Origin of the sequence: Mycobacterium scrofulaceum, from assembly GCF_002086735.1 — a bacterium.
GTDB classification, from domain to species: Bacteria; Actinomycetota; Actinomycetes; order Mycobacteriales; family Mycobacteriaceae; genus Mycobacterium; species Mycobacterium scrofulaceum.
On the sequence record NZ_MVIJ01000041.1, the window covers coordinates 23,002 to 34,272 of the forward strand.

An 11,271-nucleotide genomic window follows, 5' to 3' on the forward strand; every position below is an offset into this window, starting at 1 on the left:
GCTTTCATGGGCCTCAAATGGGCTGGGGCCGACGGCCGTGGACGGACTTGCCCAGATCAGCTGTTAGTCTCGTACACGGTTTGACGCGCTTAGATTGGGTCGGCCGTACGTCCTGGCCTGCGGGTGTTGGGCGCGTGATGCAAGAGACCCCCCGGGCTGCGCAGGAGGAAGAGTGCTTTCGGCTTTCATCTCATCGCTGCGGACAGTCGACCTGAGACGGAAGATCCTCTTCACGCTGGGCATCGTCGTCCTCTATCGGCTGGGCGCCGCTCTGCCGTCCCCCGGCGTCAATTTCCCGAACGTCCAGCAATGCATCAAGGAGGCCAGCGGCGGCGCCGCGGGGCAGATCTATTCGCTGATCAACCTGTTCTCCGGCGGCGCCCTGCTGAAACTGACGGTGTTCGCGGTCGGGGTGATGCCCTACATCACCGCCAGCATCATCGTGCAGCTGCTCACCGTGGTCATCCCGCGGTTCGAGGAACTGCGCAAGGAGGGCCAGTCCGGTCAGGCCAAGATGACGCAGTACACCCGGTACCTCGCCATCGCGCTGGCGGTCCTGCAGGCGACCAGCATCGTGGCGCTGGCGGCCAACGGCGGACTGCTGCAGGGCTGCTCGCTGGACATCATCGCCGACCAGAGCATCTTCACGCTCGTGGTCATCGTGATGGTGATGACGGCCGGCGCGGCGCTGGTGATGTGGATGGGTGAGCTGATCACCGAGCGGGGCATCGGCAACGGCATGTCGTTGCTGATCTTCGTCGGCATCGCGGCCCGCATCCCGTCCGAGGGAAAGACCATCCTGGACAGCCGCGGCGGGGCCATCTTCGCCGCCGTCTGCGTCGCCGCCCTGGCCATCATCGTCGGCGTGGTGTTCGTCGAGCAGGGGCAGCGCCGCATCCCGGTGCAGTACGCCAAGCGCATGGTGGGCCGGCGCATGTACGGCGGAACGTCGACGTACCTGCCGCTGAAGGTCAACCAGGCCGGCGTCATCCCGGTCATCTTCGCGTCGTCGCTCATCTACATCCCGCACCTGATCACGCAGCTGATCCGCAGCGGCAGCGGCGGGGTGGGCAACAGCTGGTGGGACAAGTTCGTCGGCAGTTACCTGTCCGACCCCAGCGACCCGATCTACATCAGCATCTACTTCGGGCTGATCATCTTCTTCACGTACTTCTACGTGTCGATCACGTTCAACCCCGACGAGCGTGCCGACGAGATGAAGAAGTTCGGCGGGTTCATCCCCGGCATCCGGCCGGGCAAGCCCACCGCCGACTACCTGCGTTATGTGCTGAGCCGGATTACCCTGCCGGGCTCGATCTACCTCGGCGCCATTTCGGTGCTGCCGAATTTGTTCCTGCAAATCGGCAATGGCGGAGCGGTTCAGAATTTGCCGTTCGGCGGTACCGCGGTTTTGATCATGATTGGCGTCGGCTTGGATACGGTCAAGCAGATCGAGAGCCAGCTCATGCAGCGCAACTATGAAGGGTTCCTCAAGTGAGAGTCGTTTTGCTGGGGCCGCCGGGGGCGGGTAAGGGAACGCAGGCCCAGAAGCTCTCGGAAAAGCTCGGGATCCCGCACATCTCCACCGGAGAGCTGTTCCGCAGCAACATCGAGAACGGCACCAAACTCGGCCTGGAGGCCAAGCGCTACCTGGACGCCGGCGACCTGGTGCCCTCCGAGCTGACCAACCAGCTCGTCGACGACCGGCTGAGCGAAGCCGATGCGGCCAACGGCTTCATCCTGGACGGGTTCCCGCGGTCCACCGAGCAGGCCAAGGCGCTGCACGCAATGCTCGAACGCCGCGGCACCGACATCGACGCCGTGCTGGAGTTCCGCGTCTCGCAGGAGGAGTTGCTGCAACGGCTGAAGTCACGTGGCCGCGCCGACGACACCGACGACGTCATCCTGAACCGGATGAAGGTCTACCGCGACGAGACCGCGCCGCTGCTGGAGTACTACCGCGACGAACTCAAGACGGTCGACGCCATCGGCACCATGGACGAGGTGTTCGCCCGCGCGCTACGAGCGCTGGGCAAGTAACCGTGAGCCCGCTGGCGCGGCTGCGAAGTCGCAAAGTCGTGCCGCAGCGCACCCCCGGCGAAGTCGACGCGATGGCCGCGGCGGGGGCGGTGGTCGCGGCCGCGCTGCAGGCGGTGCGGGCGGCCGCGGTCCCCGGGGTGTCGACCCTGGGCCTCGACCAGATCGCCGAGTCGGTGATCCGGGAGGCCGGCGCGATCCCGTCGTTCCTCGGCTATCACGGTTATCCCGCGTCGATCTGCGCCTCGGTGAACGAGCGGGTGGTGCACGGGATCCCGTCGGCCGGAGAGATCCTGGCGCCGGGTGACCTGGTGTCCATCGACTGCGGCGCGGTGCTGGACGGCTGGCACGGCGACGCCGCGATCACGTTCGGCGTCGGGACCCTCGACGCCGCCGATCAGGCGCTCTGCGACGCCACCAGGGAATCGCTGGAGGCCGGGATCGCGGCGATGGTCCCCGGCAACCGGCTGACCGACGTCTCGCACGCCATCGAAACGGGCACGCGCGCGGCCGGGGAACGGCACGGGCGGGCGTTCGGAATCGTGGAGGGCTACGGCGGCCACGGCATCGGGCGGCACATGCACATGGACCCGTTCCTGCCGAACGAGGGCTCGCCCGGCCGTGGCCCCCTGCTGGCGCCCGGGTCGGTGCTGGCCATCGAACCGATGCTGACCCTGGGAACGGGCAAGACCGTGGTGCTCGACGACGAATGGACCGTGACCACCTCCGACGGGTCCCGCGCGGCACACTGGGAACACACCGTGGCGGTCACCGACGCGGGGCCGCGCATCCTGACACTGCTGAACTAGCCGCGATCGCGAGCGCGGCGCAGCCGGGCGAGGCGGGTCGCGGCGATTGAACGGCCGCGATCGCGAGCGCGGCGCAGCCGGGCGAGGCGGGTCGCGGCGAATTGAACCGAGCCGCGGTTCGCCTCGTTTCAGTAATCGGAGGTGATCGAGTGGCGCGTGTGGCTGGCAACGCGGCTGCTGAAGCCGCTCTGATGAAGGCGCTCTACGACGAGCACGCAGCGGTGTTGTGGCGGTACGCGCTCCGGCTGACCGGGGACGCGAGCCAGTCCGAGGACGTCGTGCAGGAGACGTTGCTACGGGCCTGGCAGCACCCCGAGGTCGTCGGGGACACGGAGCGCTCGGCGCGGGCGTGGCTGTTCACGGTCGCCCGCAACATGATCATCGACGACCGGCGCAGCGCGCGGTTCCGCAACGTCGTCGGTTCGACGGACGAGGCGGGCGCGCCCGAACGGTCGACGCCGGACGAGGTCAATGCGGCGCTGGACAAGCTGCTGATAGCCGACGCGATGGTGCAACTGTCCACCGAGCATCGGGCCGTGATCGAACGGTCCTACTACCGCGGATGGACCACCGCACAGATTGCTGCGGACCTCGGGATCGCCGAGGGGACGGTGAAGTCGCGGTTACACTACGCCGTGCGGGCGTTGCGGCTCACTCTGCAGGAACTCGGGGTCACCCGCTAGGGCCTCCGAATGCTTGAAGGGTCAGAGAAATGGATGAGATGAAGACGCCGCTACGGGGCCTCGGCCCCCCGGATGATCCATACGTGATGTGGGACGCCGCATACGTGCTGGGCTCGTTGTCGGCCGCGGAGCGGCGCGAATTCGAGGCGCACCTGGCGCACTGCCCGGCCTGCCGCGAGGCGGTCGCCGACCTGAGTGGCGTGCCGGCCCTGCTCTCGCAGCTCGGCCCGGACGAGGTGGCCGCGATCAATGACGCCGGTCCCCGATCGGTGACGCCGGAGCTCTCACCAGAGCTGCTGACGTCGTTGCTGGCGAAGGTGAGCTGGCGCCGACGCCGCACGCGGATCGTCACGTGGGTGGCGTCGTCGGCCGCGGCCGTGGTGCTGGCGATCGGGGTGTTCGTCGGGGTGCAGGGGTATTCGTCGTCCTCGCAGCAGGTGACCGCGTCCGCGGCGCCGATGGCACAGGTGGGCACCACGCTGCTGACGTCGACGGTGCAGCTGTCCAGCCAGCACTGGGGGACCTCCATCAACCTGCGGTGTGTGTGCCTGGCCCCGCTCAACGCGCACCACGACACGCTGGCGATGGTGGTGGTGGGCCGCGACGGCAGCCAGACCCGGCTGGCGACCTGGGTCGCCGAGCCCGGCCACACCGCGACGCCCGCGGGCAGCATCTCGACACCCGTCGACCAGATCGCCGCCGTGCAGGTGGTCGCCGCCGAGAGCGGCCAGGTTCTGCTGCAGCACTCGATGTAGGGGTTTCGCCGTCGGCTCCCGGGTGCGGTATGAAGGGGCGTGGCTGCCTCACGACCGCGCAAGCGGGACCCGATCGCGGCGGCGCGCGCCAACTGGGAGCGTTCCGGCTGGTCCGACGTGGCGCAGGGCATGGTCGCGGTGACATCGGTGATGCGCGCGCATCAGATCCTGCTGGCCCGCGTCGAGACGGCGCTGCGCCCCTATGACCTGAGTTTCTCCCGATATGAGTTGCTGAGGCTGCTGGCGTTCAGCCGGGCGGGCGCGCTGCCGATCACCAAGGCATCCGACCGGCTGCAGGTCCACGTCACCAGCGTGACCCACGCGATCCGGCGGCTGGAGGCCGACGGACTGGTGCAGCGGGTGCCGCACCCCACCGATGGGCGCACCACACTGGTGCAGATCACCGACCTGGGCCGCTCGACGGTAGAGGACGCCACGGTCACGCTCAACGAGCAGGTGTTCGCCGACATCGGGATGTCGGAGGCGGAAGCGGGTGCACTGGTTTCCTCGATCGAGACGCTGCGCCGCGACGCGGGCGATTTCTGAGGCTTAGCCTTCCCGCAGCATCTGGATGACCGCGCTGAAGTCCAGGGCGCCGTGGGCCTCGGCGAACTCGGCGTAGATCTCCGCGGCGTGGCGGCCCAGCGGCGCCGCCGAACCGGTGGAGGCCACCGCGTCCATGGCCAGGCCCAGGTCCTTGTTCATCAGCGCGGTCGCGAAACCGGGCTTGAAGTCGTTGTTGGCCGGCGACGTCGGCACCGGGCCCGGCACCGGGCAGTTGGTGTGCACCGCCCAGCAGTTCCCGGTCGCGCCGGTGATGACGTCGAAGAGGGATTGCGCCGAAAGCCCGAGCTTTTCGGCCAGCACGAACGCCTCGCCGATCGCGATCTGCTGCACGGCCAGCACCATGTTGTTGCACACCTTGGCGGCCTGCCCGGCCCCGGCCGCGCCGCAGTGAATGACCTTGCCCGCCATGGGTTCCAGCACAGGCCGGGCGCGCTGCAGGGCGTCGCCGTCGCCGCCCACCATGAACGCGAGCGTGCCGGCGACGGCGCCCTTGACCCCGCCCGATACCGGCGCGTCCACCTGCGCCATGCCGTGCCCACTGGCCAGCGCGTGCACCTCGCGGGCGTCGCTGACCGAGATCGTCGAGCTGTCGATGAACAGCGCGCCCGGCGTGGCGGCCGGCAGGACGTCGGCGTAGCAGCGCTTCACCAGCTCGCCGTTGGGCAGCATGGTGATCACCACGTCGGCGCCGGCCACCGCGTCGGCGGCGCTGTCGAATCCGGTGACGCCGGTCTCGACCGCCGCGGACAACGCGGCCGGAACGGGATCGAATCCGCGCACGGCATGCTTGGCCGCGACAAGGTTCGTCGCCATGGGGCCGCCCATATGGCCCAGGCCCAGGAAGGCCACCGTCAGGTGCTCGGTCATCTGAAGACCTTTCTACGCGCCCGCGCGCATCCGCGTAGCCTCGGCGCGCCCGATGACGACCCGCATGATTTCGTTGGTCCCCTCCAGGATTCGGTGCACCCGCAGATCGCGAACGATCTTTTCGAGACCATACTCACGCAGATAGCCGTAGCCGCCGTGCAGTTGCAAGGCCTTGTCGGCCACCTCGAAGCAGGTGTCGGTGACGTAGCGCTTGGCCATCGCGCACAGCTCGACCTTGTCCGGGTCGTCGTTGTCCAGCGCATCCGCGGCCCGCCACAACATCATTCGCGACGTCTCCAGCCCGGTGGCCATGTCGGCCAGGGTGAACCGGATGGTGGGCTCGTCGAGCAGGGCCTTGCCGAAAGCGGCCCGGTCCCGGACGTACGCGCCGGCCTTGTCGAACGCGGACTGGGCGCCGCCCAGCGAGCACGCCGCGATGTTGAGCCGGCCGCCGTTGAGGCCGTTCATCGCGATGCCGAAGCCGGCGCCCTCACCCTCGGCGCCGCCCAGCATCGCGTCGGCCGGCACCCGCACGCCGTCGAGGATCACCTGCGCGGTGGGCTGGGCGTGCCAGCCCATCTTCTCCTCCAGGGCCCCGAAACTCAGCCCGGCGGCGCCCTTTTCGACGACGAAGGCCGAGATGCCGCGCGGCCCGTCGCCACCGGTCCGGGCCATCACCACGTAGACGTCCGAGGCGCCCGCGCCGGAGATGAACTGCTTGACGCCGTCGAGCACGTAGTCGCCACCCTCCCGCACGGCACGGGTGCTCAGCGCGCTGGCGTCCGACCCCGCACCCGGCTCGGTGAGGCAGTAGCTGGCGATGGCGTCCATCGCCGCCAGCCGCGGCACCCAGGCCTTGCGCTGTTCGGCGGTGCCGAACCTGTCGATCATCCACGCGCACATGTTGTGGATGGACAGGAACGCCGCCGTGGTCGGGTCGGCGATGGCCAACTGCTCGAAGATGCGGACCCCGTCGAGCCGGCGCAGCCCGCTGCCGCCGACGTCCTCGCGGCAATAGATCGCCGCCATGCCCAGCTCGGCGGACTCCCGCAGCACGTCGGTCGGGAAGTGCTTGGCGGCATCCCATTCCAGCGCGTGCGGGGCGAGGCGCTTGGCGGCGAACGCGGCCGCCGTCTCGGTGATGACGCGTTCGTCGTCGTTGAGGGTGAACATGTACCTAATCCATTGTCGGGATGACGAATTCGGCGCCGTCCTTGATGCCGGAGGGCCACCGCGACGTGACGGTCTTGACCTTGGTGTAGAACTGGATCGACGCCGGGCCGTGCTGGTTGAGGTCGCCGAACCCGGAGCGCTTCCAGCCGCCGAAGGTGTGGTAGGCCACCGGGACGGGGATCGGGACGTTCACGCCGACCATGCCCACCTGCACGCGCGAGACGAAGTCGCGGGCGGCGTCGCCGTCGCGGGTGAACACCGCCACGCCGTTGCCGTACTCGTGCTCCGACGGCAACCGCAGCGCCTCTTCGTAGTCATGGGCGCGCACGATGCACAGCACCGGACCGAAGATCTCGTCGGTGTAGATCGACATGTCCGGGGTGACGTGGTCGAACAGCGTTGGGCCGATGAAGAATCCGCCCTCGAGGTTGGCGTCGCCGAAAGTCAGATCGTCGCTGGCCCGCTCACGGCCGTCGATAACCAGTTCGGCGCCCGCCGCCACGCCCTGGCCGATGTAGTCGCGCACCCGCGCCAGCGCGGCCTCGGTGACCAGCGGGCCGTAGTCGGCCTTCGGGTCGAGGCTGTGTCCCACCCGCAGGTTGTTGATCCGGTCGATGAGCCTGGCGCGCAACCGGTTCGCGGTCTGCTCGCCGACCGGAACGGCGACACTGATCGCCATGCACCGTTCGCCGGCGCTGCCGTACCCGGCGCCGATCAGCGCGTCGACGGCCTGGTCGAGGTCGGCGTCGGGCATCACGACCATGTGGTTCTTCGCGCCGCCGAAGCACTGCGACCGCTTGCCGGTGGCCGCGGCCGTCGAGTAGATGTACTGCGCGATGTCGGAGCTCCCGACGAAGCCGACCGCCTGGATGTCGGGGTGGTGCAGGATCGCGTCGACGGCCTCCTTGTCGCCGTGCACCACCTGGAAGACGCCGGGTGGCAGGCCCGCCTCTCCGAACAGCTCGGCCAGCCGCACCGGTACCGAAGGGTCGCGCTCACTGGGCTTGAGGATGAACGCGTTCCCGCACGCCAGGGCCGGCCCGGCCTTCCACAGCGGGATCATCGCCGGGAAGTTGAACGGCGTGATGCCCGCGACCACCCCGAGCGGCTGGCGCAGCGAGTAGACGTCGATGCCCGGCCCGGCGCCCTCGGTGTACTCGCCTTTGAGCAGGTGGGGAATCCCGATGGCGAACTCGATGACCTCGATGCCGCGCTGGACGTCGCCGCGCGCGTCGGCCAGCGTCTTGCCGTGTTCGAGGGACAGCAGCTCGGCGAGCTCGTCCATGTGGTCGTTGACCAGGTCGACGAATCGCATCAATACCCGCGCGCGGCGCTGCGGATTCCATGCGGCCCAATCCTTTTGGGCCGTAACGGCCGAGGCCACCGCGGCGTCGACGTCGGCCTTGCCCGCCATGGGCACCCGCGACTGCACCTCGCCGGTGCTGGGGTTGAAGACGTCGGCGGTGCGGGTGGACCGACCGGCGGTGCGCTGCCCGTCGATGAAGTGGGGGATCTGTGTGGTCATGGTGTCCTCGGGTTCCTACGCGCGTGAGAGGCGGATACTTGGATATCCTAGTAACCGCGGCCAGGCGCCGCAAGGACGGGGTGGGCCGACATCGGCTGAGCGCGCTAGCCTCCAGGCGTATGCGCACCATCGAGGCCGACTACCTGGTGGTCGGCGCGGGCGCCATGGGCATGGCGTTCGTCGACACGCTGGTGACCGAGACGGAAGCCCGCGTGGTGCTGGTCGACCGCAACCACCAGCCGGGCGGACACTGGACGATGGCCTACCCGTTCGTGCGGCTGCATCAGCCCTCGGCGTTCTACGGCGTCAACTCGCTGCGCCTCGGCACTGATTCCATCGACGAAATCGGCTGGAACCAAGGCCTTTACGAGTTGGCCACCGCCGGCGAGGTGTGCGCCTACTACGACCAGGTGCTGCGACGGCAGTTGCTGGCCAGCGGTCGCGTCACCTACTTCCCGATGAGCGAATACCGCGGAGACGGCCGCTTCACGACGCTCGCCGGCGCCGACTACGCCGTCGACGTGGCGCGCCGCATCGTCGACGCCACCTACATGCGGGTGACGGTGCCCGCGATGCGCCCGCCGCCCTACCCGGTCGCCCCCGGCGTCACCTGCGTGCCGCCAAACGACCTGCCGAAGCTCCGCGCGCACCAGCGCTACGTCGTCGTCGGGGCCGGCAAGACCGGCATCGACACCTGCCTGTGGCTGCTGGGCCAGGGCATCGCGCCCGACCGGCTGACCTGGATCATGCCCCGCGACTCCTGGCTGTTGGATCGCGCGAGGATGCAGCCCGGGTCGTTGTTCGCCGAGCGGATCAAGATCAGCTTCATCGCGCAGTTGCGCGCGATCAGTGACGCCACGTCGGTCGACGACCTGTTCGCCCGGCTCGAGGAATCCGGCGGCCTGCTGCGGATCGATCCGGCGGTCCGGCCGACCATGTATCGCTGCGCGACCGTCACCCGCGCCGAACTCGAACAGCTACGACGGATCGGCGACGTGGTGCGGATGGGCCACCTGCTGCGGGTCGAGGAGGACCGGATGGTCCTCGACGGCGGAACGGCGGCGCGCGACGGCGACGCGCTGTACATCGACTGCACCGCCGACGGCGCCGAAAAGCGGCCCGCGACACCGATTTTCGATGCGGGCCGGATCACGCTGCAAAGCGTACGCGGATGCCAGCAGATCTTCAGCGCCGCGCTGATCGCCCATGTCGAGGCAGCGTACCGCGACGACCCGGCGCGCAACGAGCTGTGCGTGCCGTTGCCGCACCCCGACACCGACCTGGACTGGCTGCGGCTGGCGCAGGCCGACTACGCCAACCAGCTGCGCTGGCTAGACGACCCGGACCTGACCGCCTGGATGTCGGCGGCGCGGCTGGACCTGTTCGGCCACCTGATCGGCCACCTGCTGCCGCCGGCGTCGGCGAAGCCCCGGGTGCGCGATCGCATACTGGGCATCGCCAAGTCGGTGTTCTCGGCCACCGCCACCAAACTCGACGCGCTGCTCGGTGAACAAACCTCGCTCGCCACGCCGTGATACCCGGTGTAACCCGACCCGATATTCGTCGGGTGGAGGAGGCACGTGGCGGCACCAAACGAACACGTCGGCCCGCGTCCGCTGCGCGCGGTGCCCGACGGTGGCTTAGGCGACGGCTATCCCGACTGGGAGGCCGTCTACTCCGACAACGCGTCCTGGGTCTACCGCACGCTGTACGCCCGGGTCGGCAACCGGGCCGACGCCGAGGACCTCACCGCCGAGGTGTTCCTCGCCGCGCTGCGACCGCTGCGGCTGACCGCCAGCGCCGGCGAGGTGCGCGCCTACCTGCGGGCCACCGCGCGGACGGTGCTGGCCGCGCACTGGCGGGAGACCCTGGGCCGGGAGATAACCTCGATCGACGACATCGAACAACCACCGGATAGCGAGGAGGCGATCAGCACCGCGCCGCAGCGTGTCGCCCGGGTCCTCGACGGCCTGCCCGACCGGTATCGTCACATCCTGGAACTGCGCTTCCTGCAAGGCCATTCGATCAAGGACTCCGCCGCCAAGCTCGGGGTCAGCGTCGCCAACGCCAAGGTGCTCCAGCATCGCGCCCTGCGGCTGGCGGCACAGGTCAACGATGGGGGACCGCCATGAACGCGCGAGGGCTGCGCCGCTACGTCGACGACGTGCTGCGGGGACGTCGGCCCCGGGCGTTCGCCCCCGACGACTTCGAGGCGGCGCAGCTGCGCACGGCGATCGAGCTGCGGGCGGCCGGGCGCCGGGGCGAGGCCCCGCGGCAGGAATTCCTCGACGATCTGCATCGGCGCATCGCCGAGCAGATGTCCGACTCGCCGCCGCAAGCGGCGCCCAAGCACGGCAGCACCCGCCGCCACGTCCTCGTCGGCACGTCGGCCGCCGCGGCCGCGGCGGTCACCGCGGTGTCCATCGACCGGGCCGTGATCGCCGGTCGATCCGGTGGCCGCCCCGCCGCCGACGATGCGCCGCTGACTCCGAATGTGGGGACGTGGCAGCGGGTGGCGGCCAGCTCGGACGTGCCGGATGGGGCCATGCACCCGTTCGATCTCGGTTCGGTCAGCGGGTTCGTCCGCCGCGTGGACGGCAAGCCACGGGCCGTCTCCGGGGTGTGCACCCACCAAGGATGCCGGCTGTGGTTCGACGCGCCCGACGACACGCTGCGTTGCCCCTGCCACTCGACGTCGTTCGCGCCGAGCGGGCAGGTGCTCACCCATCAGTTGCCGATCGCCCCGAAACCGTTGCCGCCGTTGCTGGTTCGCGAGGTCGACGGCGTCATCGAGGTGTTCGCGCCCGCGCGCCCCGACCAGCCCGCCTGAGCGGTGTAACGCGCCGCCCTATTCC

The 11,271-nt window shown here is 69.4% G+C and carries 12 protein-coding genes; 9 read left to right on the forward strand and 3 right to left on the reverse strand.

Features of this window, described 5'->3' with window-relative positions; translation table 11 throughout:
• Positions 1–172: 172 nt before the first annotated feature.
• From secY to BST44_RS22040, 6 genes are all read left to right on the forward strand, one after another.
• Positions 173–1,498 (forward strand): preprotein translocase subunit SecY, encoded by a 1,326-nt coding sequence (gene secY / locus BST44_RS22015; RefSeq protein ID WP_083174664.1) that lies wholly within the window; start codon positions 173–175, stop codon positions 1,496–1,498.
• Positions 1,495–2,040 carry an adenylate kinase gene (locus BST44_RS22020; protein ID WP_083179208.1) on the forward strand — a complete coding sequence of 182 codons (546 nt, stop codon included), beginning with the start codon at positions 1,495–1,497 and terminating at the stop codon, positions 2,038–2,040. Before secY ends, BST44_RS22020 begins: the two co-directional genes overlap by 4 nt.
• A gap of 2 nt (positions 2,041–2,042) precedes the next feature.
• On the forward strand, positions 2,043–2,846 hold the full coding sequence (gene map, locus BST44_RS22025) for a type I methionyl aminopeptidase (protein ID WP_083179209.1): 804 nt from the start codon (positions 2,043–2,045) through the stop codon (positions 2,844–2,846).
• Positions 2,847–2,995: 149 nt separating this feature from the next.
• Positions 2,996–3,529: a sigma-70 family RNA polymerase sigma factor gene (locus BST44_RS22030; RefSeq protein ID WP_083179210.1), complete on the forward strand. Its 534-nt coding sequence runs from the start codon at positions 2,996–2,998 to the stop codon at positions 3,527–3,529.
• 38 nt (positions 3,530–3,567) lie between these two features.
• Positions 3,568–4,284, forward strand: a complete 717-nt coding sequence (locus BST44_RS22035) for an anti-sigma factor family protein (protein ID WP_142274639.1) — start codon at positions 3,568–3,570, stop codon at positions 4,282–4,284.
• A gap of 39 nt (positions 4,285–4,323) precedes the next feature.
• Positions 4,324–4,830, forward strand: coding sequence for a MarR family transcriptional regulator (locus BST44_RS22040; protein WP_083179212.1), 507 nt, complete (start codon positions 4,324–4,326; stop codon positions 4,828–4,830).
• 3 nt (positions 4,831–4,833) lie between these two features.
• On the opposite strand, the gene mmsB is transcribed toward BST44_RS22040, so the two are convergent.
• The 3 genes from mmsB to BST44_RS22055 are packed head-to-tail and all read right to left on the reverse strand — an operon-like array spanning position 4,834 to position 8,416.
• Positions 4,834–5,718, reverse strand: a complete 885-nt coding sequence (mmsB, locus tag BST44_RS22045; protein WP_083179213.1) for a 3-hydroxyisobutyrate dehydrogenase — start codon at positions 5,716–5,718, stop codon at positions 4,834–4,836.
• Positions 5,719–5,730: 12 nt separating this feature from the next.
• The gene (locus BST44_RS22050) at positions 5,731–6,891 is read right to left on the reverse strand and encodes an acyl-CoA dehydrogenase family protein (protein ID WP_083179214.1); all 1,161 of its coding nucleotides are present in this window, start codon (positions 6,889–6,891) and stop codon (positions 5,731–5,733) included.
• A 4-nt stretch (positions 6,892–6,895) separates the two neighbouring features.
• Positions 6,896–8,416, reverse strand: a complete 1,521-nt coding sequence (locus BST44_RS22055; RefSeq protein WP_083179215.1) for a CoA-acylating methylmalonate-semialdehyde dehydrogenase — start codon at positions 8,414–8,416, stop codon at positions 6,896–6,898.
• Positions 8,417–8,535: 119 nt separating this feature from the next.
• Between BST44_RS22055 and BST44_RS22060 the strand changes: the two genes are divergently transcribed.
• Genes BST44_RS22060 through BST44_RS22070 form a run of 3 tightly spaced genes read left to right on the forward strand, consistent with a single transcriptional unit; the run spans position 8,536 to position 11,246 of the window.
• Entirely contained in the window at positions 8,536–9,951 is a 1,416-nt protein-coding gene (locus BST44_RS22060; RefSeq protein ID WP_083179216.1) for an NAD(P)-binding protein, read from the forward strand.
• Positions 9,952–9,996: 45 nt separating this feature from the next.
• Complete coding sequence (locus BST44_RS22065; protein ID WP_083179217.1) at positions 9,997–10,548, forward strand: RNA polymerase sigma factor; 552 nt, start codon at positions 9,997–9,999, stop codon at positions 10,546–10,548.
• The gene (locus BST44_RS22070; protein ID WP_083179218.1) at positions 10,545–11,246 is read left to right on the forward strand and encodes a Rieske (2Fe-2S) protein; all 702 of its coding nucleotides are present in this window, start codon (positions 10,545–10,547) and stop codon (positions 11,244–11,246) included. The genes BST44_RS22065 and BST44_RS22070 overlap by 4 nt, the downstream gene beginning before the upstream one ends.
• Positions 11,247–11,271: the final 25 nt, after the last annotated feature.

Bases quoted from the DNA above. Each gene is read 5' to 3' on its own strand.
- BST44_RS22035 (WP_142274639.1), top strand. From the start codon at position 3,568: ATGAAGACGCCGCTACGGGGCCTCGGCCCCCCGGATGATCCATACGTG.
- mmsB (WP_083179213.1), bottom strand. From the start codon at position 5,718: ATGACCGAGCACCTGACGGTGGCCTTCCTGGGCCTGGGCCATATGGGC.
- BST44_RS22050 (WP_083179214.1), bottom strand. From the start codon at position 6,891: ATGTTCACCCTCAACGACGACGAACGCGTCATCACCGAGACGGCGGCC.
- BST44_RS22055 (WP_083179215.1), bottom strand. From the start codon at position 8,416: ATGACCACACAGATCCCCCACTTCATCGACGGGCAGCGCACCGCCGGT.
- BST44_RS22060 (WP_083179216.1), top strand. From the start codon at position 8,536: ATGCGCACCATCGAGGCCGACTACCTGGTGGTCGGCGCGGGCGCCATG.
- BST44_RS22070 (WP_083179218.1), top strand. From the start codon at position 10,545: ATGAACGCGCGAGGGCTGCGCCGCTACGTCGACGACGTGCTGCGGGGA.